We start from the raw sequence: 21,472 nt of genomic DNA, 5'->3' as shown, positions 1-21,472 counted from the left end.
TAATCATTACTAGCTTTGATGTTGTAACTTGGACCAAGATATCTATTCATTATCTTCTTCGTGATGACTAATAAAGAGTGGTAAAATCCATTTACCGCCTGCTAGCGAATAATCGCCACTGACAGTGTTTTTTTCGCGTAAAACAAAGTCAGCACCATCCCATTGCAAAACAGCAGTAGGAATGTACCCATCTCCGTCAAAACCTAAATCTAGGCCTGGTTCCTCATTTATTAAACCATTATTATAGTTCATACCATGGCGAGTAATGAGTTTAAGTTCTTGGTTTGAAGAATCACTGTTGGACTTGTTAACCAACCAATACGCATTCGATTGATTTCTGGTCGTACTTGCTGAACAGAGTACTTCAAGTAATTGATAATTATCATCTAAATCAAAAAGTTTAGGCAAATAATCTTTATCAACAAAAAAGTTGTCAGTTTTATTTCCGGTTAACTCGTCAAGCGCATCACACTCCTCAACCTCTCCAGCGCCTTTATTCATATAAACTTCAGGAAAATGAGGAAATTGTTCTAACAACTGGGTATAAGTTATTGGCATAGCTTCGTAGGAATTGGAGATCGCAGCTCTATTTATAACGGGTATAGCAGCAGCCGGATAAACCTCTGACTCATCTTTAGCACCTTTTTTAATAATAGCTCCGACAGTCCCAACCCGACCTTGCACATCATCCATTTTCAACATCGTGGCATTAAAACCTCTTGAGGACAAATTAATCTTTTGATCTTCAATAACCAACATCACAACATCATCTACACTTTTAAGTGAATTAATAATTACATTAACTTGATTTTCATTAAGTTTATATTGATAGTTGTCAAATGTTAATGGCCCATATTGATGATCATTAATCAATAAATCCACTTGCGTACCGCTAGGGTAATCAACATTTATCTTGACTACACCATCAATAGACTGTTTTTCACCGGCGTGACGAATAAGGAGCAAATTTGCTTTGCTGACAAAGGCAGCATCACTATCATTGTTAATGGCATAACCTACCGCATAACAAGTTAACGTATTGTCACAAGTTATATGCCAATCAGCATGATGAAACTCAACCGATGCATTGGCATGCGCTGAATAAATACATATGAATAATAAACCGACTAAAATGCGATAAAACATAACCATTTCGATCGCTATTTTACTTGAGTGACTCTAAGTGGCAGTCGCCAAGTGCCTCCTGCAAAACCGTTACATGAGCCAGTTGTATTTTCGGCAGAAGGTACAAATTTATATCCATCCCAAGTTAGCTCTTCATATAGCCAACAATCTCCCAATCCACGCCCTTTGCTGTTGCTTTTTATTACACCATTACTATATTCAGGAAACACATAGGTTCCTACATAATTGATTTTATTATTATTTGTTTTTTTCTTAGGGATAACCCAATAAGCATCACTAAAATTATAAGCACCAGTTAAACACGATGCTTTTAATAAATCGTTATTCTTATCTAATTTGTATAGATAAAAATGTGGTTTAAAGTTAACTTCTTCTTCATCTAAATCATAAGAAAAACAATCAGCTTCTTTTTCGTCACTATAGCGTGTTTTAAATTCAGGAAAAATTGCTACAACTTCTTCAAGTATTAAATTTTTGCCTTCATCAGACTTAATCACCGCCCCTTTTTTTATAACAGGAGCTGGTATCGGTTTATAAACATGGTTTTCGTTTTTTTTACCGGGTTTTATAATTGCGCCAATTGTACCGATACGACCTTGTACTTCATCCATTTTTAACATTACTGCATTATAGCCTTTATCAAATAACTCCCAATATCTATCACCTTGTTTGAAAATAATTTCATTATCAGTTTTTTTTAATACTTTTAGGAGTACGCTTAATTGATGAGGTTTTAATTGATAAATAGAATTGGGTTTCTTTGTTAGTGTACCCAAGTCTTTATTATTTATAACTAGGCTGATTGGCTGATTCTTTAGTATTTGCTCTTTCTTGTCATCGTCTTCATATTTATAAGATTCGTATTTAAAATAACCACCAGTAATAGGTTGATCTGCACCTGCTTTACGTTCGAGTAGGATTGATATAGGGCTTTCACCATCATCAACCTCCCGACCAAAACCCGCTACACGACAAGTTAACGTGTTGTCACAAACAATTTCCCAGTTTGCATTATAAAATTCAACTGGGGTATTGGCATGCGCTGAATAAACACATATCAATAATAAAAAGACTAAAATACGATAAAACATAACCATCACTAATAAAAAATATTAGCCAATAATAACGCTATCTTATTAAATTTTAAAGCCTAACTTATGGATAAGATCGTTTTTTTATATTTAGTCGTTAATCGTAAAATATTATTCAATATTAGCAAACTTGTGCGTTTGCAAACTTAACAGCCACTTATTATCAATACGATTATGATTAATCAGACCTAACAATTCAATGGTATCTAACATATTCATCCCGCCATTGACTTCGCAAGGTGACAAATAATAACGCTTAGCTTGAATATGTTGCTCAATATAGTAACAAAAATCGATAAATCCTGTCTGTTTCTCTGCGACAATTCGCACTTCATTTGCCGTCGGTTGCACAATTTTATGATAACGACTTTGATAACAAAATTTTGGGCTCAATGCGATATAATCAATCAAAGGGTCGACCTTACCCAGCCCATTACTCTCAATAGCAATATAGTAACCAGCTTGCTTCAACCGAGACAACAGTAAGGGTAAATCTCTAACCATAGTAGGCTCGCCACCAGTGATAATAATATTAGAACTGTTAAATTGCCCAACTATAGCCATTAATTGATCTAAAGTAAGGCGTTTAAACTGACGAAAATTAGTATCACACCAACTACAATTCAAATTACAACCCGCCAAACGAATAAAAATAGCAGGCATGCCGGTATTATAACCTTCGCCTTGTAAAGACTCGAAGATTTCAACAATGCGATACTCAATCATTTTTCGCTCCGCTGATACTCGCAATAAGAGGTTGGTGTTTCCCAAAGCTTAATCATCGACACAGGCAAAAAATGTGACAAACGATCGAAAATAAATTTACTCATTCCCTCGGCTGTGGTACGGCAAGGAAAAGCAAAAACTTTACGTTGCATCTGCTGTAAAAGTGTAGCGATTTGACATTCATTAGCATTATCTCGATGATAAAGGAAAGCATGATCTAACTGATCGACAATCTGTTGATTTACAATCAACTTTAAATCTGCATAATCCATTACCATATCGGCACTTGAACCATTGGTAATAAGCTCATCGCTGATCTCGACTAATAAACGGTAGGTATGCCCATGAAGGTTATGACATTTCCCATTATGCCCGTCTAACATATGACAGGCATCAAATTGAAATTCTTTAGCTATTTTAAACATACATATTCCTAGTTTTTTTACGTGGGATGGATCACGAACCACGGTTAGTTAACTTAAAAACGTGGCCAATATAAAGGATAAACACCATTGTGTCATCTAAATTATGTCAACATAACTGATTAATTGATGATTTTTCAAATCACTTTATCTTTTGCTAAGGTGCGAGTAAAATAACAGCGTTTTTGTTTCAAAAAATCATCAAAAATATTGTTAATCAGCTCTTGAAATTTATTCTTCCACACTTATTTAGTGATTATGCAAATGGATTGAATGTTTTGTACATTTAAACCAAATCTATTGCTTAGGAGATGAATAATATGAGGTTAGATAAACTCACTAACAAGTTTCAACAAGCTTTAGCTGATGCGCAATCAATTGCATTAGGTAAAGACAATCAATATATAGAACCTGTACATGTGCTATCAGCCATGTTAAACCAAGAAGGAAGCAGCATAAATCCCTTACTAGCTGCATCAGGCGCCAATGTGCAGACATTACAACAAGAACTTAATCAAGCAATTGAACGTTTACCGCAAGTTCAAGGTATTGGTGGCGAAGTTATCCCATCACAAGAATTTGTCAGAATTTTAAATCTTTGTGACAAACTATCCCAAAAAAATGGCGATAGCTTCATCTCGTCTGAACTATTTATATTAGCAGCATTAGACGAAAAAGGTAGTCTAACAGATATCCTTAAAAAAGCGGGTGTTACCAAAGAAAAATTTAGTCAAGCTGTCAATCAAGTAAGAGGGAATGATAACGTGAACGATCCTAATGCTGAAGAGCAACGTGGTGCACTAAAAAAATACACCATTGATTTAACAGAACGCGCCGAACAAGGCAAGCTTGACCCTGTCATTGGTCGTGATGAAGAGATTCGCCGTACAATACAAGTATTACAACGTCGAACCAAAAATAACCCGGTACTTATTGGTGAACCCGGTGTGGGTAAAACGGCTATTGTTGAAGGATTAGCACAACGAATCGTCAACGGAGAAGTGCCAGAAGGATTACGCAACAAACGCGTATTATCCTTAGATATGGGTGCACTAATCGCCGGTGCAAAATATCGTGGTGAATTTGAAGAGCGTTTAAAGGCCGTACTAAAAGATATCGCCAAAGCTGAAGGTAGTATCATTTTATTTATTGATGAAATACACACTATGGTTGGTGCAGGTAAAAGTGACGGCGCGATGGATGCCGGCAACATGTTAAAACCAGCTTTAGCACGTGGTGAACTTCACTGCGTAGGGGCAACTACGCTTGATGAATATCGTCAATATATTGAAAAAGATCCGGCATTAGAACGCCGATTCCAAAAAGTCTATGTGGCGGAACCAACAGTTGAAGATACGATTGCTATTTTACGTGGCTTAAAAGAGCGTTATGAACTGCATCACCATGTACAAATTACTGATCCGGCAATTGTTTCTGCGGCAACCTTATCGCATCGTTATATATCTGATCGTATGTTACCAGATAAAGCCATTGACTTAATTGACGAAGCTGCATCAAGCATCCGTATGCAAATGGACTCAAAACCAGAGTCATTGGATCGACTTGAAAGGCGTATTATCCAACTCAAACTTGAACAACAAGCGCTCAAGAAAGAGTCTGATGATGCAAGTAAAAAACGACTAGAGATGTTAAATGATGAACTTGCTGAAAAAGAAAAGGATTATGCATCACTTGAAGAAGAGTGGAAGTCAGAGAAGGCTGCACTTTCGGGCACTCAAAATATCAAGGCCGAGCTGGAAAAAGCGCGTACCGAGATAGAACAAGCTCGCCGAATCGGTGATTTAAACAAAATGTCCGAATTACAATATGGTAAAATTCCTGAGTTAGAAAAGAAACTGGCTTCTGCAACTCAGTTAGAAGGCAAAACCATGAAGTTATTGCGTAACAAAGTCACCGATAACGAAATTGCCGAAGTATTATCAAAAGCAACGGGTATTCCCGTATCAAGAATGCTCGAAAGCGAAAAAGATAAACTACTTCACATGGAAGACGCTTTACATAAACGCGTAATTGGCCAAGACGAAGCTGTTGTTGCTGTTGCTAATGCGATTCGTCGTAGTCGGGCAGGGTTATCTGATCCGAACAAACCGATAGGATCTTTCCTATTTCTAGGACCAACTGGGGTTGGTAAAACCGAACTTTCTAAAGCATTGGCTAACTTTATGTTCGATAGTGATGATGCTATGGTTCGAATCGATATGTCCGAATTTATGGAAAAACATTCTGTGGCTCGCTTAATCGGTGCGCCTCCTGGATATGTTGGTTATGAAGAAGGCGGCTACTTAACTGAAGCGGTAAGACGTCGACCATACTCAGTCATTCTTCTAGATGAAGTCGAAAAGGCCCATCCGGATGTATTTAATATCTTATTACAAGTGCTGGATGATGGTCGATTAACTGATGGACAAGGTCGAACTGTGGACTTCCGTAACACAGTGATCATCATGACATCTAACTTAGGTTCAGATTTAATTCAAGGTCAGATTGAACTTAGTTACGATGAAATGAAAGCTTTAGTTATGACAGTGGTAACCAAACACTTCAGACCGGAATTTATTAACCGAATTGATGAAACAGTGGTATTCCACCCACTAGGCCAAGAAAACATTAAAGCAATTGCTAAAATACAACTAGCACATGTTGAAAAACGCCTAGATGAACGCGGATATGAAATGGATATCTCTGACGCTGCACTTGAACAACTTGCTACAGTTGGCTTCGACCCAATTTATGGAGCAAGACCGTTAAAACGTGCAATTCAACAAGAGATTGAAAACCCACTTGCTCAACAGATTCTATCTGGCAAATTAGTGCCGGGTAAAAAGATTCATCTCGATGTAGATGATGGAAATATTGTTGCAAAACAATAAGTTTGTTTAGTTATTGCTTGGTAGTCGAATACCCAACAATATTAATAAGCCAAAAAGCCTGAAAAGTAATTTTCAGGTTTTTTTATTTATAGCATTAGTATTTTTAAATTTAAAAGATGAAATCAAACACATTTATTTGAATAAAAAGTTGAGGAATAAGGTTTTTGAAAGTTTGTTAAAATTGCCTTATAGATAGGTCAAGAAAGACTAACTGATATAAGATTCAGAATATAAAAAGCCTGACTCCGGTTAAATATCGAAATCAGGCCTTATAAGCTATTTAATAAAAGTGTCTAACTTTATGGTGGCACTTCATTACTTTTCAGGATTATTTTAAATAATTAAAAAAAGCTTATATTACAACGGATTTACATCAGAAAATCTAAAAATATAATTAGGTTTTGTTAACTTAACATCCAAACTTAGACTTGATTCAAAAATACAGTTTTTTATCTTTAAATAAATTACCAGAAAACTTCACTTTTTGACCTTTTTTCATATTTGCAACTTTATCGAATAAAGGCGTATTAGGTTTAAGTAATGTTTTATGGAATATGTCTGATAATGTATTATTCAAAGTTTTAACATATACTTTTCTAGCAATTTCAATTTTTAATACACCGTAACCATCAGAATTTGAATCAATCTTCTTAATAGTTCCTACCCAATCCTTAAATGACAAATTAGTGATACCGTCACAAATTACCTAGGTTCTCTCTTAGGGAACTGCCTTTTTGCATATCATTATTAGATTTTATAGTTTTATCCATAGCAGTTTTACTTGCATCAATTAATGTAATTTAATCTTGAGGATATTGGATTTCAGGTTTTGTTTTTTCTCAGTATCATCATTGTTACTATGCCCCCAAATAGCCACAAAATTTATAAAAATTATAGCAGCGATTAAAATCATCTTAGTTTTAAAACTCTTTTTTGGGGGGGATTTGTCATAAATCATCCTTTTAATTAAGCATAAAATAAACCCTAAGAAAAAATTATCAAATTTCAAATAAATATTTATTTTAATCTCGACCAGATATTGCTAAAACACTATATTGCATGTCTAAAAATAATAGGGCAGAATAAATATAAAGCTGATTAACAACCTTAATGGAAGCGAGTATGATTAAGTTGATTATTACTGATTTAGATGGAACATTCTTAAACAATCAAGGCGACTATGATCGAGCTTTATTTACCCAAGTATATGAACAAATGGCGAAACAAAATGTGCAATTTGTTGCTTGCACAGGTAAACAGTGCGAACGTGTTGAAGAACTTTTTGGTCATTATAGCGATAAAATTTGGATAGTCGGTGATAGTGCTACGGCTATTAAACATAAAGGTGAATTTATCTATCGCTCTTTCATCCAAAACCAACTTGGTCAACGTATTATCAAAACACTTGAGGACGTAAGCCAAGAGCATGTCGTAATTGCCTGTACTGCAAAAGGAGCGGTCATTAAATCCTATCTACCAGCACATTTAAAACAAAAAGTTCGGGGATCATATGCCACCATTATTGAGGTCGATGATTTTAAAACCGTTACTGATGATTTTATCAAAATCACAGTGTATGATGAAAAAGGTCAATGTCCAAAAACGCGTATTCACCTAACACCTTATGATACCGACGTTTACATTGTAGTATCCGAAGCCGCTTGGATAGATATCACCGAACACAACGTCCACAAAGGTAATACCATCAAAAAACTACAACAAATTTTAAATGTTACCTATTATGAAACCATGGCTTTTGGTGATGGTATCAATGACATCGAACTTCTCGAACAAGCCGACTTCAGCTTTGCGATGCGCAATGCCTTCGATGAAACCAAAGCCGTAGCTAAATTTATTACCGGTCTAAATGATGAAAGCGCAGTAATGAAAACTATTCAGCTTATGTTAGGCTTACAAAGCAAAACTAATTAAAAGCAACAAATGCATGATATGGAGTTTTTTAAAGCTTTAGCATCCACCAATTTTTTAAATAGATGCAAATAATCTTTGATTTTCTCCATTAACTTCCTATTTTTCACTTATTTTAGAAGTTTTTTGCACTTTATTCGCAATTAAGAGCTAAAAATGCGAATGATTATCTTTTAAAATGTCGCATTTATTGAAATACAACCGTATTTGATAGGAAGTATGATGTCTGTATTTACGCTTGATCACCTTTCATCAGGACGAGAGGCTATTATTAAACGCTTGTTACCTGAATCGTTACCTTTTCGTCGTAAACTTTTAGCTATGGGCATGACACCCGGATGTCAGTTGACTGTTATGCGAATTGCGCCATTAGGTGATCCAATTGAAATAAATCTTCGTGGTTTTTTGCTTTGTTTGCGTCGTCATGAGGCTGCTACCATTGAAGTCGAGGTAGCTGCATGAAAATTGCCTTAATTGGTAACCCCAACTGTGGTAAAACCACCTTATTTAATTTGTTAACGGGTTCAAAACAGCGTGTTGGTAATTGGCCAGGGGTGACGGTAGAGCACAAGTCTGGTACGTTTGATTATCAAAATCAACATTATGATATTGTGGATTTGCCAGGGACTTATTCGATCGAGCCAGATCCCGCAGGTGTCGCGCAAGATGAATTTATTACTCGTCAGTTTTTGTTAACTGATAAGAATAGCCTGATAGTTAATGTTATTGATGCCACTAATTTGCAACGTAGTTTGTATTTAACTTTTCAGTTAATTGATATGCAAGTACCGATGATAATTGTGCTTAATATGGTTGACGCATTGCAAGCTATGGGTGAGAAGTTAAATATTACCAGATTAGCCAAAGTATTAGGTTGTCCGGTTGTGGCGATTTCATCGACACAAAAGATGGGATTAACTCAGTTTTATCAGCAAATCGAAATTAGCACTCAGGATTTAAAAGCCGCTACACCAACAATAGATACCTTGAGTTGGGATTCACAAGCCATTTTTAATCGTTACTTAACTGAGTTACCTGCGACAAGTGCGATTCATCAATTCAATCGTTGGCAATTGATAGAAGCATTGCTTAATGGTACTGATTCTTCATTAGATTTAGTCGAAAACGAAAAGCTAGATACTTGTCGTCGTTTGTTATCGATCAATTTCGATAATCAAATAGATGTCGCTCTTGCTAGTGCGCGTTACGATACGATTGACGTTGTTTGCAAAATGGTGATCGATAAACCGCGAGAGGCGAGTATTAATATCACTGAGAAATTAGATAAATTGGCTCTAGGACGAATAACCGGTATTCCATTATTTTTATTGGCAATGTATGCCATGTTTTTAGTTGCGATTAATTTTGGTACGGTTTTTGTTGATTTTTTTGATGGCATATTTAGTACCATTTTTGTTGATGGTTTTGCACGTCTTTTAAATATGTTACATGCACCGACATGGTTGACGGTCATTTTAGCAGACGGACTAGGGAATGGTATTACGACAGTGTCGACATTTATTCCTGTGATTGCGGCGATGTTTTTTGTTTTGTCGTTTTTAGAGGATTCAGGTTATTTAGCTCGTGCTGCGATGATTGTTGATCGTTTTATGCGATGTATTGGATTACCTGGTAAAGCTTTTGTGCCGATGTTAATGGGGTTTGGTTGTGGCGTGCCAGCAATTATGGGAACGAGAACATTAGATAGCCCACGTGATCGTATTTTATCTATTTGTTTAATCCCTTTTATGTCATGCAGTGCACGCTTACCGATTTATGCTTTGTTTGCTGTCGTTTTTTTCCCTAATTATGCATCAACCGTGGTTTTTATGTTGTATCTGTTAGGGATTTTTGTGGCGATGCTCACGGGATTTGTCTTAAAAAATACCTTACTTCAAGGTGAGTTAACGCCATTTATTATGGAAATGCCTGTTTATCGTATCCCGACTTTACGCAGTATGTTGCGAATAACTTGTCAACGTTTGAAAAGCTTTGTTTTACGGGCAGGAAAAGCGATCGTGGTAATGGTAACAATATTGAGTGTCTTAAATTCATGGGGTGTTGATGGCTCTTTTGGGCATGAAAACTCCAATGATTCGGTGTTATCAGCTATTGGTCAGAAAGTTACACCAGCATTTATCCCAATGGGCATCGATAAACAAAATTGGCCAGCTACCGTTGGTATTTTTACTGGGATTTTTGCTAAAGAATCGGTGGTTGCTACGTTAAATTCCCTTTATTCAATGGATCATCATGAACTGGAAGATTTTTCGTTTTATGTTGGGATTAAGTCAGCTTTTGCCACCATTCCCAACCATCTTATTGATTTAGTCAGCTCAATAAGTGAGCCGCTTGGTTTGTCTAGTGTCAATCAAGATGTAAAAAGCGTACAAAATCAATTTTCCGTCGATTCAAGTATGATATCTAAAATAAGCAGTTCATTTGTTACTTCGACATCTGCTATTGCTTATCTTATTTTTGTTTTACTTTATACTCCGTGTGCAGCTGCATTGGGCACAATTTATCGTGAGGCCGGGCTTAAATGGATGATGTTTGTTGCGGTTTGGACATTTGTCATCGGTTGGTTATGTGCAACGGTATATTACCAATTTAGTTTATTAGGCCAATCGTCATCAGCGGTCTATTGGCTAACTGGTATTGGTTTATTGGTTATTTGTGTATTTATCGTTATGCGTAAACTTGGGCGTTTGTCATGTTTTAATCACTACCAGCTACCTACACCAAAATCACATAAACAATCGGCTTGTTGTGAGTAAGTATTAAATATTCATTAATATGTTAATAATATCTATCCGCGATTATGTTCAGTTAAAAGGACGAGTCAATTTACAAGATGTGGCTCGTCATTTTCGTTTATCGGAAAGCGCCACCGAACCTATGCTTAATTTTTGGGTGAAAAAAGGGGTGATGAAATTAGTTAATAATGATTTATTAACATGTGCAGGCAAGCAGTGTTCGGCATGTATTAGTTGTAAATTGAGCATTTATCCCAATTATGTGTGGATTGATTAAGTTAACCTTTAAAGTAATCACAATTAATTCTATTGATGAGTTTACATTATTGTTGATGTATCAAATGTGTTGATCATTAACCTTTGATTAAAACTTGTCACTTTTTTGATTTCACTCCTTATTTTTGCCTAATATTCACTTTTTTGTCGCGTAAAAAGTTTAATGCTTTTTTATTTTGAATATCTTTTTTGAGATCTACGTCACAAAAATAAATTTATTTATACCTCAAAATAACAAATGATATTAATATGAACTTATGTTCATTTTGGAGCGTGAGGGAGAATATATGAAGTCTATAGCAATTGGTGCGGATGATGCTGCATTCGAATTCAGGGATAGTATTGTACTATATTTAAAACAACAAGGAATTGAAACGGTCGATTATAGTAGTGATAAGCAAGCAACTAATACATTGTATCCTGATGTGGCAAATGCAGTTGCTTATGCTATTAAAGATAAAAAACATGATAGAGGCATTTTAGTTTGTGGAACGGGAATTGGTATGGCAATTACTGCAAATAAAGTTCCCGGCATTCGTGCCGCACAATGCCATGATGTATTTTCAGCTGAACGAGCAAGGAAGAGTAATAATGCTCACATTATGACCATGGGCGCAAGAGTGATTGGTATAGAATTGGCCAAAAAATTGGTTCAAGCGTGGTTAGAATCTGAGTTCGAAGGCGGACGGTCAAGTGAAAAAGTACAACGTATTGATTATTACGATAAGTTATATAGCAAGTAATTGTTGTACTATTGTGTAAGATGTTTTACTTTTGAATTAAATTTAGCTAGTTTAATCTTGCTGATATTTAATTTTAATTGTACCTTGTTTTTAGACTATTTTTGATAAAAATAGTCTTAACTGAAACGACTTTGTCCTGTCGTTTTATTATTTAATAGATGTTATTATAACAATGTTTAAAAAAACATGTAGTAGAGGAATTAGAAGTATGAGTCAATTAGATGAATTTAAAAAGTTAACCGTAGTGGTTGCCGATACTGGTGATATCGATTCGATTAAACAGTTTTCTCCAGAAGATGCAACCACCAATCCCTCCCTTGTTTTAAAAGCTGCTCAACTTCCTCAATATCGTTATTTAATTGATTCTGCTGTTGAAACTGCGAAAAAACTTGGTGGCAGTAAAGAACAACAATTAGTTAATGCCTGTGATCAAGTAGCAGTAAATATCGGTGCTGAAATATTAAAAACTGTACCTGGTCGAATTTCAACCGAAGTCGATGCGCGATTGTCGTTTGATAAACAAGGTTGTATAGAAAAAGCCCGCAGAATTATTGAATTATATCAACAAAAAGGGATTGATAAATCGCGGATTTTAATCAAAATTGCTTCCACTTGGGAAGGAATTAAAGCGGCGGAAGTGTTAGAAAAAGAGGGAATTAACTGTAATTTAACCTTACTGTTTTCATTTGCTCAAGCACGCGCTTGTGCTGAAGTAAATGCGTTTCTTATTTCGCCGTTTGTTGGTCGTATTTATGATTGGTATCAAGCTAAAAAACCAATCGACCCTTATGTTGCCGATCAAGATCCTGGGGTAGTATCGGTTCGTAATATTTATAACTATTATAAGCAACATGGTTATAAAACGATCGTGATGGGAGCAAGCTTCCGTAAAGTCGATCAGATATTAGCGTTAGCGGGTTGTGACCGTTTAACAATTTCCCCTAATTTATTGGCGGAAATGCAACAATCCAATGCACCAGTTGAGCGAAAATTAAATCCAAATCAAACTGTGGTTGAACGTCCAGCATTAATGACAGAAGCTGAATTTAGATGGCAACACAATAGTGATGCAATGGCAGTGGAAAAACTAGCTGAAGGAATTCGTGCTTTTGCTGTCGATCAGGGTAAACTTGAAGATATGATCGGCGCCTTGCTTTAGCTAGCAATAAAAGAGGGGGAAATAGTTCCTCTTTTTAACTTTACTATAACCTGTTTTATTCGTCTGTAGGCAGCAGGCAATCAATGAATTATTAATTTATTTTTGGAGATTATTATCATGAATGCAACCACACTATCCCACCGCGAACTAGCAAATGCGATAAGAGCATTAAGTATGGATGGCGTGCAAAAAGCAAAATCAGGCCACCCAGGTGCACCGATGGGGATGGCTGATATGGCCGAAGTACTTTGGCGTGGATTTTTAAAACATAATCCAACCAATCCTAATTGGGCTGATCGGGATAGATTTGTATTATCAAATGGTCATGCATCAATGTTAATTTATAGCTTATTACATTTGACTGGTTATAACGTAACGCTTGATGACATAAAAAACTTTCGTCAATTAAATGCTAAAACCGCAGGTCACCCTGAATATGGCCATCTTCCGGGCATTGAAACAACCACAGGCCCATTAGGTCAAGGTATTGCTAATGCTGTTGGTATGGCAATCGCTGAAAGAACATTAGCTGCGCAATTTAATAAATCAGGTCATACTATTGTTGATCACCATACTTACGTATTTATGGGTGATGGTTGTATGATGGAAGGCATTTCTCATGAAGTTTGTTCATTAGCCGGAACCCTTAAATTAGGCAAACTGATTGCTTTTTATGATGATAATGGTATTTCAATTGATGGTGAAGTTGAAGGTTGGTTTACCGATGATACTGCTAAACGTTTTGAAGCATATGGTTGGCATGTGATTCGTGGCATTGACGGCCACGATGCGAAAGCATTAGCTCAAGCGGTTGAACAAGCACAAGCAGTGACTGATAAACCATCATTATTAATGTGTAAAACAGTTATCGGCTTTGGTTCTCCAAACAAAGCAGGAAGTCATGATTGCCATGGTGCGCCCCTTGGTGATGCTGAAATTGAAGCAACTCGCAAAGCATTAGGTTGGTCTTATCCTGCATTTGACATTCCAAAAGAGTATTATGACGCGTGGGATGCGAAAGCAAAAGGTAAACAACGTGAAGACGAATGGAATGCACGTTTTGATGCGTATGCTAAAGCTTATCCAGATTTAGCCAAAGAATTTAAGCGCCGCATGAATGGTGAGCTACCAAGCAATTGGCAACAAACAGCTAAAGATTTTGTTAATAAATTACAAGCTAATCCGGCAACTATTGCTACTCGTAAAGCCTCACAAAACGCGATTGAAGCTTTTGCGCCAGTGTTAACTGAATTCTTAGGTGGTTCTGCTGACTTAGCACCAAGTAATTTAACCATGTGGTCAGGCTCTAAAGAAATTTTAGCAAATCCAGCTGGTAACTATATCCACTATGGTGTACGTGAGTTTGGTATGTCAGCTATTATGAATGGTATTGCTCTACATGGTGGCTTTATTCCTTATGGCGCCACTTTCTTGATGTTTATGGAATATGCGCGTAACGCAGTCCGTATGGCCGCTTTAATGAAGATTCGTTCTTTATTTGTCTATACCCATGACTCAATTGGTTTAGGTGAAGATGGTCCAACGCATCAACCAGTAGAACAAATGGCAAGCTTACGTGTAACACCAAATGTAAGTACGTGGCGTCCTTGTGACCAAGTTGAATCAGCTATTGCTTGGCAATACGCGATTGAACGTAAAGATGGTCCTACTGCACTTATCTTCTCAAGACAAAATCTTAAACAACAAGAACGTACTGAAGAGCAATTAGCCAATGTTTATCGTGGTGGTTATATCTTAAATGATTGTAGCGGCACCCCTGAACTTATCCTTATTGCTACCGGTTCAGAAGTTGAGCTTGCCGTTGCTGCATATCATGAACTAACTGCAGCGGGTAGAAAAGTGAGAGTGGTTTCAATGCCATCAACCGATGCATTTGATAAACAAGATCAAGTCTATAAAGAATCAGTATTACCATCATCTGTAACGGCTCGCTTAGCTATTGAAGCAGGTATTAGTGACTTCTGGTATAAATATGTTGGCCTAAACGGTAAAATTATCGGTATGACAAGCTTCGGTGAATCAGGCCCAGCAGAACAACTGTTTGCTAAGTTCGGCTTTACTGCTGATAATGTTGTGGAACAAGCGAAAAGTTTGTTGAAATAAATTATAGTTTGCTTAATAGTATAAAACTTCGCTAATAACTTTAGCGAAGTTTTTTTATACGTTTATTTTATGTTTCTAGGAGTTATAATCTTAATCTTAATTTTAAAACGCATTATCGATTATTTTAGTCACTTATATATCCAACTCCCAGTAAGGAAAGCCATTTTATAACTTATTGTTTATTATTTGGTTATAAATTTTTCCCCCACTACAGCACAATCAAAAAATCGATGCTTTTGATAAGCAGTTCAAACCTATAAAGAATTACTATTACCATCATCAGTAACGGCTCGTTTAGCTATTGAAGCAGGCATTAGTGACTTCTGGTATAAATATGTTGGCCTAAACGGTAAAATTATCGGTATGACAAACTTCGATGAATCAAACCCAGCAGAACAACTGTTTGCTAAGTTTGGTTTTACTGTTGAGAATGTGGTTGAACAGGCGAAAAATTTGTTGAAATAAATATCAATTTAAATATAAAAATTTGAATATTCTTTTGTCTTGGTATATCAGTCATATTGAATTGAATATAATCATGTTGGATGTTCAATTGAATCCCTATCCAATGACTTAATAAATAAACGAATTGATAACCTGAAATTTGCTTATTAATTTTAACCTGATTGGTTTCACCTGGATTAAAAAATAGCAATGGCACTTGGTAACTTTTTTGGTTTTCCCAATAATGTTTTAAATCTTGGTATTGTTCAGTGTGCGAAAGCCTATGATCAGCAAAGAAAACTACAGAGTAATCATCATTATGTTTTTTAATATTTCTATTGTTGATTTTATCAAATCGTCTGTTTCTTTTATGCTACTAACATAACAGGATACATTTTTATTGTTAGGAGCAAATTGCATATCAAACTGTAATTATTTTGCAAAAATGAGTATAGGAACCAATTAAGTTCATAACAATAAATTTTGGTTTATCATGCTATTATGTTAATAAGGGATCTAATTCAGTTAAAAGTAAAGTATCGTATTTACCACGAGATAATTTACGGTTGTATTCGCCTTTTTTGGTATAGAAGATATTTTTACTATAAGCTGTAATTCTCTGTACCGTTATTTCCATTCTACCTTATATTCCTTAATTAGATAGCAAATAGGTTTCAAATCCTGCATTAATAGCAATCGCGATAATATTATTATTTAATTTTGTATTGACCTCACGATTATAAAAATAACTAGACTGACTAATTAAGGGAATTGAAATTTTAAAAAAAGAATAAAACCTATGACTAATAGTAATGGTATAAAATAAAAGTAAAGTAAAAGAGTAATTGTGAACAAGATTTTTGTATTTCAACAATATGAGTTTTTGATACTGCACTTACCACTGCAACTTTGGGACTTACATAATAAAATCCTATCGGAAAATAAAGTGCAGCGATAAAAAATTATAATTTCAATAAAAAACGGAAAAATGAAAACCTGACTAAAAAATTATAAATAAATAGTATATTATTAAATCTTTCTGGTTAACTTTGTAATTAAATCAGTAATATAGAAAGGCAAATAAAAAAACTATGTGGAAATAACTCTTTTTTGATGATTATTAGAAAAAAATATCTTTTAAAACAGTAGATTAATAATTTGAAAATTATATAAGAAATCAAAATTTAAGCTACATATATTTACCTTAGATGAATATGAATAATCATTACATATTTATGCAATGATTATTTATTCGAAAAATTAATATATTAGGATTATTTTTTATTTTTTATGCTATACATTAGAATTACTGCACCAAGTAGTGAGCAAGCCATCAGTGTGTAGGAAGTGTTTGGGCTGCCAGTAATACCGTTTAAATAACCAACAAACCAAGCGCCTAAAAACGAACCTAATGCGCCTGAACAATTTATAGTACCAATGGAAATACCTAGAACATTTTTAGGTATGAGTTCTGGAACATAAGCAAAGAATGGTCCATATGGCGCATACATACATGCAGCTGCAACAATGAGTAAAAGATAAGAAACCCAAAAATATTCAATACCTAGTATATATGATGTAAAAAATGATACTGCTGCGATTGCATGTAATGGCCAAACAAATAGTTTACGATTCTGAAATTTATCTGATAACCACGAAATTGTTACCATCAAACAAATTGCAGCTAGATAAGGAACGGAGGTTAACCATCCTGTTGAAACTAAATCAAACGAAGACGCCGATTTGATGATTGATGGCATCCACATCATTAATCCATATACACCAATGTTCCATAAACCATGTATTAGGCTAAGTTTGATGACGATAGGAGAATGAAAAACCGCGCTATAATTTTTAATAGGAACAATATTTTCTTGCTCTTTATTCATTTCATTTTGTAAGCTTTCTTTTTCAGAAGTGCTTAACCATTTGACTTCATCAGGTTTATCCCGAACTATTGCAATCCAAAAAAAAGCCCAAAGAATAGCGGGTAAACCTTCAATTATAAACATTTCTCTCCATCCATATGCTTCAATTAAATAACCTGAAGCGATGGACATCCATAGTACTGTAACGGGATTGCCAAGTATCAAATAAGTATTTGCTCGTGAACGTTCTGATTTAGTGAACCAATTGCTAATGTAGATAAGCATTGCAGGCATTACAGCTGCTTCAACAACACCTAAAATAAATCTAATCGCCATTAACATTGCTATATTCTGTACCATTCCAGTTGCAGCTGCACAAAGCCCCCACAATATCAAACACCAAAATATGAGTTTTCTAACACTTCGTTTAGATGCGTAAATAGCTCCAGGGATTTGAAAAAAAAAGTATCCTAAAAAAAACAACGCTCCAATCAACGATGAGATACTGTGGCTAATACCTAAATCTTGTTCAATTCCTGCTGCTGCTGCAAATCCATAATTAGCTCGGTCGAGATAAGCCAAACTATAGGTGATAAAAATGATTGGCATCAAATACCACCAACGTTTTATAGATAATTTTGTATTCATAATAACTCTTACCTAGATAATTTATTTTTAATTAAAGTACAGCTAACCAGCCACCATCAACGTATATTACTTGACCATTTATATAGTCTGATGACGAAGCAGAAAGAAATATTGCTGTTCCAATTAATTCTTCAGTTTTCCCCCAACGTTTTGTTGGGTTACTATTTTTAACCCAATTATCAAAAGCTTCATCTTTAATTAAAGCTTCATTCATATCAGTTAGAATGTAGCCAGGACCAATCGCATTGGCTTGAATATTAAATTGCCCCCATTCAGCTGCCATTGATTTAGTTAACATTTTTATACCACCTTTTGCGGCAGTATATGGAGCAACCGTCGGACGAGCCTGTTCACTAGTTAACGAACAGATATTAATGAATTTACCGCCTGATTTACGGGCGATCATTCTTTTAGCCGCTTCACGTGAAACTAAAAAAGTGCCGGTTAAATGAATATCTACTACACGTTGCCAATCTTTTAATTCGAGCTCAACCATTGGTTGTCGATGTTGAATTCCTGCATTATTAATGACAATATCAACATGAATACCATCCTTATCCATAAGGTTAAACACATTAATAATTTGTTCTTCTTTAGCAACATCAATAACATAACCAGTTACTTTATAACCTTTAGCTTTTAATTTATTTACCGCTTCATTAAGAGGCTCCTGATGAAGATCACTCAGTATAATATTAGCACCAGCAGAGGCTAAACCCTGCGCGTAAGAAAAACCTAATCCTCGTGCAGAACCGGTTATCAAAGCAGTTTTTCCTGTTAAATCAAATAATTTATGCATTATATTTGTCCTTTAAAATTTGTTGTATGTTTAATAATATTGGCGAGATACATTGTCATACATTTGCTTGTATCATGACATACAAGATGTTGTTAGAATGCATTTAGTTTTTATTTTGATCAAGAAAAGAGTATTAATTTTGTGATCAAGTCTACAAAATTAATCGAGAATTTTGATAACTGATTGATTAAAAGCATTGATAAAATAGAAGCAATCAGCTGTAATATCATTAATAATAATCAAAAGATGATAAAAGTAATGATTCAATCAATTCCAAAAAATAATATAGTTGACTCAGTCTATGAACAGATGTTAAGTAAAATACTAGATGGAAGCTGGCCTGAAGAGAGTAAATTACCATCTGAATTTGAATTAACCGATCTTTTTAGTGTCAGTCGCACCAGCATTCGTAGTGCGGTGCAAAAGTTACGTGATTTGGGGATTATCTATACAAAACATGGTATGGGTTCTTTTGTCTCTAAAAATTTGAATAAGAATAAAATATTTAATATTAATCAACCCATTATGCATTTAAGTCAAGAAGAATTTACTGACATGATGGTTTTTAGACAAACGGTTGAATTTAAGTGTATTGAACTTGCTGCTATCAATGCTAATGAGCAAGATATTTTAGCAATCGAAGAAGCGTTAAACCGTATGTTAATAAATAAGAATGATTACAAAAAATATTCACAAGCTGATTTAGACTTTCATATCGCGATTATAGAGGCATCACATAACAAAATATTTATTAATATTATTCATACTATTAAGGATGTGTATTATTATTATTTAGAAGAACTGAACCGAGTGCTAGGTATAACACTCGAAAGTATTGAAGCTCATATTAAAGTCTTTATGGCTATCAAAGAGCATGATGTTATTACCGCAAAACTCTCACTTGATAATGCAATGAAAACCAATGTTGTTGCAATTAATAAACTAAAAGAAGAAGTTTGATCAATGCTAATTTAAAAAACTTGCATACTATCTGAGATAGTGTTATTTTTAATTTGCGAGATACGATGTCATACAAGTTGGCTAGAAAACAAGTATACATCGGAGATTTTATGTTAAAAATAACAAATGTGAAAACTATCTTAACAGCACCGGGTGGAATAGATTTGGTTGTTGTTAAGATTGAAACTAACCAAGACGGTCTATATGGTCTAGGCTGCGCAACATTTACCCAACGAATTTTTGCAGTTGAAGCTGCAATAAACGACTACATAAAACCATTTCTTATAGGTAAAGATCCCCGTCGAATCGAAGATTTATGGCAATCAGCCGTGGTTAGCGGCTATTGGCGTAATGGTCCAGTAATCAATAATGCTGTATCTGCTATGGACATGGCACTTTGGGACATTAAAGGTAAAATGGCAAACATGCCTGTCTATGAGCTGTTAGGTGGAAAATGTCGTGATGGTATTCCTCTTTATCGTCATTGTGATGGTGGGGATGCTATTGCTGCTGAAGACAATATTCGCGCCGCCATGGAAGAGGGGTATCAATATGTACGTTGCCAGATGGGGATGTATGGTGGCGCTGGCACTGAAGATCTCAAATTGATCAATACTCAATATGATAAAGCCAAAAATATTCACCCTAAACGTTCACCTCATAACAAAACTGCTGGTATCTATTTCGATCCTGATGCATATGCGCGCAGTATTCCTCAATTTTTTGACCATCTACGCAATAAAATTGGTTTTGATGTCGAATTTATTCATGATGTTCATGAACGAATTCAACCGATTGCAGCACTGCAAATGGCAAAAAGTTTAGAGGATTATCGTTTATTTTATTTAGAAGATCCTGTTGCTCCTGAAAATGTAGATTTTTTAAATGTTATGCGCCAACAAACTTCAACACCAATTGCAATGGGGGAACTTTTTGTCCATATTGCAGAATATAAGCATCTCATTACCCAACATTTAATTGATTTTATCCGTTGTCATATCAGTATGATTGGCGGAATAACACCCGCTAAAAAATTAGCGACACTTTGTGAATTACATGGTGTCCGGACCGCATGGCATGGTCCTGGTGATATTTCACCTGTAGGTGTTGCTGCCAATATGCATATTGATTTAAGTATTACTAACCTAGGTATTCAAGAATACACCCCAATGAACGATGACCTGCGAGAAGTGTTCCCAGGTTGTCCTGAAATTGATCAGGGCTATGCTTATCTAAGTGATAGACCAGGATTAGGTATCGATATTGATGAACAAAAAGCGAAAAAATTTCCAGTGATTGGTGGATTACCGTCATGGACAAATGCTCGAACTCCTGATGGAACCGCAGCACGACCATAACTACTATAATGGATTAACTTATTTTTGTATAATTGAAGCAAAAATTATGTTAATCCTTTTAATGTTATATATTATTTAGAGTCTATTTTTAAAAATTACTTTCAGTGGTTGCTTTTTACTGTTGATCATTTT

General features: G+C 35.2%; 18 protein-coding genes, 1 pseudogene and 1 riboswitch. Of the genes and pseudogenes, 11 read left to right on the top strand and 8 right to left on the bottom strand.

The window, feature by feature from the left end:
• Window positions 1-42: 42 nt before the first annotated feature.
• The 4 genes from DKK79_RS08980 to queD all read right to left on the bottom strand — a co-directional run bounded on the left by DKK79_RS08980 (window position 43) and on the right by queD (window position 3,388).
• Complete coding sequence (locus tag DKK79_RS08980; protein WP_181415285.1) at window positions 43-1,146, bottom strand: DUF1176 domain-containing protein; 1,104 nt, start codon at window positions 1,144-1,146, stop codon at window positions 43-45.
• Between the two features lie 14 nt (window positions 1,147-1,160).
• The gene (locus tag DKK79_RS08975) at window positions 1,161-2,237 is read right to left on the bottom strand and encodes a DUF1176 domain-containing protein (protein WP_181415284.1); all 1,077 of its coding nucleotides are present in this window, start codon (window positions 2,235-2,237) and stop codon (window positions 1,161-1,163) included.
• 111 nt (window positions 2,238-2,348) lie between these two features.
• Window positions 2,349-2,963: a 7-carboxy-7-deazaguanine synthase QueE gene (locus DKK79_RS08970; protein ID WP_110423775.1), complete on the bottom strand. Its 615-nt coding sequence runs from the start codon at window positions 2,961-2,963 to the stop codon at window positions 2,349-2,351.
• Window positions 2,960-3,388: a 6-carboxytetrahydropterin synthase QueD gene (gene queD / locus DKK79_RS08965; protein WP_110423774.1), complete on the bottom strand. Its 429-nt coding sequence runs from the start codon at window positions 3,386-3,388 to the stop codon at window positions 2,960-2,962. The genes DKK79_RS08970 and queD overlap by 4 nt, the downstream gene beginning before the upstream one ends.
• 2 nt (window positions 3,389-3,390) lie before the next feature.
• Window positions 3,391-3,436, bottom strand: a riboswitch (PreQ1 riboswitch).
• Window positions 3,437-3,705: 269 nt separating this feature from the next.
• On the opposite strand from queD, the gene clpB reads away from it, so the two are divergent.
• The gene (gene clpB / locus DKK79_RS08960; protein ID WP_110423773.1) at window positions 3,706-6,276 is read left to right on the top strand and encodes an ATP-dependent chaperone ClpB; all 2,571 of its coding nucleotides are present in this window, start codon (window positions 3,706-3,708) and stop codon (window positions 6,274-6,276) included.
• 433 nt (window positions 6,277-6,709) lie between these two features.
• Here the strand turns inward: clpB and DKK79_RS08955 are convergent, their stop codons facing one another.
• Window positions 6,710-6,958 (bottom strand): hypothetical protein, encoded by a 249-nt coding sequence (locus DKK79_RS08955; RefSeq protein WP_110423772.1) that lies wholly within the window; start codon window positions 6,956-6,958, stop codon window positions 6,710-6,712.
• Window positions 6,959-7,398: 440 nt separating this feature from the next.
• On the opposite strand from DKK79_RS08955, the gene DKK79_RS08950 reads away from it, so the two are divergent.
• The 8 genes and pseudogenes from DKK79_RS08950 to DKK79_RS14720 form a co-directional block, all read left to right on the top strand.
• Complete coding sequence (locus DKK79_RS08950; RefSeq protein ID WP_110423771.1) at window positions 7,399-8,208, top strand: HAD-IIB family hydrolase; 810 nt, start codon at window positions 7,399-7,401, stop codon at window positions 8,206-8,208.
• A gap of 219 nt (window positions 8,209-8,427) precedes the next feature.
• Window positions 8,428-8,667, top strand: coding sequence for a FeoA family protein (locus DKK79_RS08945; RefSeq protein ID WP_110423770.1), 240 nt, complete (start codon window positions 8,428-8,430; stop codon window positions 8,665-8,667).
• Complete coding sequence (feoB, locus tag DKK79_RS08940; protein WP_110423769.1) at window positions 8,664-10,982, top strand: Fe(2+) transporter permease subunit FeoB; 2,319 nt, start codon at window positions 8,664-8,666, stop codon at window positions 10,980-10,982. Before DKK79_RS08945 ends, feoB begins: the two co-directional genes overlap by 4 nt.
• A gap of 19 nt (window positions 10,983-11,001) precedes the next feature.
• Window positions 11,002-11,238: a FeoC-like transcriptional regulator gene (locus DKK79_RS08935; protein WP_034884652.1), complete on the top strand. Its 237-nt coding sequence runs from the start codon at window positions 11,002-11,004 to the stop codon at window positions 11,236-11,238.
• Window positions 11,239-11,524: 286 nt separating this feature from the next.
• The gene (gene rpiB, locus DKK79_RS08930; protein WP_034884649.1) at window positions 11,525-11,980 is read left to right on the top strand and encodes a ribose 5-phosphate isomerase B; all 456 of its coding nucleotides are present in this window, start codon (window positions 11,525-11,527) and stop codon (window positions 11,978-11,980) included.
• 208 nt (window positions 11,981-12,188) lie between these two features.
• Entirely contained in the window at window positions 12,189-13,139 is a 951-nt protein-coding gene (gene tal / locus DKK79_RS08925) for a transaldolase (protein ID WP_110423768.1), read from the top strand.
• A gap of 117 nt (window positions 13,140-13,256) precedes the next feature.
• Entirely contained in the window at window positions 13,257-15,263 is a 2,007-nt protein-coding gene (tkt, locus tag DKK79_RS08920; protein WP_110423767.1) for a transketolase, read from the top strand.
• 229 nt (window positions 15,264-15,492) lie between these two features.
• Window positions 15,493-15,728, top strand: a pseudogene (locus tag DKK79_RS14720) (transketolase-like TK C-terminal-containing protein); the annotation flags it as partial.
• 478 nt (window positions 15,729-16,206) lie between these two features.
• Here the strand turns inward: DKK79_RS14720 and DKK79_RS14520 are convergent.
• The 3 genes from DKK79_RS14520 to DKK79_RS08905 form a co-directional block, all read right to left on the bottom strand.
• Window positions 16,207-16,344 carry a hypothetical protein gene (locus tag DKK79_RS14520; protein ID WP_181415283.1) on the bottom strand — a complete coding sequence of 46 codons (138 nt, stop codon included), beginning with the start codon at window positions 16,342-16,344 and terminating at the stop codon, window positions 16,207-16,209.
• A 637-nt stretch (window positions 16,345-16,981) separates the two neighbouring features.
• A complete protein-coding gene (locus tag DKK79_RS08910) occupies window positions 16,982-18,223 on the bottom strand; it encodes an MFS transporter (RefSeq protein WP_110423766.1) in 1,242 nt (413 codons plus the stop codon).
• A 31-nt stretch (window positions 18,224-18,254) separates the two neighbouring features.
• Entirely contained in the window at window positions 18,255-19,022 is a 768-nt protein-coding gene (locus DKK79_RS08905) for an SDR family oxidoreductase (protein ID WP_110423765.1), read from the bottom strand.
• A 258-nt stretch (window positions 19,023-19,280) separates the two neighbouring features.
• Between DKK79_RS08905 and DKK79_RS08900 the strand changes: the two genes are divergently transcribed.
• Window positions 19,281-19,982: a FadR/GntR family transcriptional regulator gene (locus DKK79_RS08900; RefSeq protein ID WP_220019150.1), complete on the top strand. Its 702-nt coding sequence runs from the start codon at window positions 19,281-19,283 to the stop codon at window positions 19,980-19,982.
• Between the two features lie 110 nt (window positions 19,983-20,092).
• On the top strand, window positions 20,093-21,340 hold the full coding sequence (locus tag DKK79_RS08895) for an enolase C-terminal domain-like protein (RefSeq protein WP_110423764.1): 1,248 nt from the start codon (window positions 20,093-20,095) through the stop codon (window positions 21,338-21,340).
• Window positions 21,341-21,472: the final 132 nt, after the last annotated feature.

This window comes from Gilliamella apicola (genome assembly GCF_003202915.1).
GTDB classification, from domain to species: domain Bacteria; phylum Pseudomonadota; class Gammaproteobacteria; order Enterobacterales; family Orbaceae; genus Gilliamella; species Gilliamella apicola_Q.
Note: the sequence above shows the minus strand (reverse complement) of the source record. Positions and strands in the feature narration are given on the sequence as shown.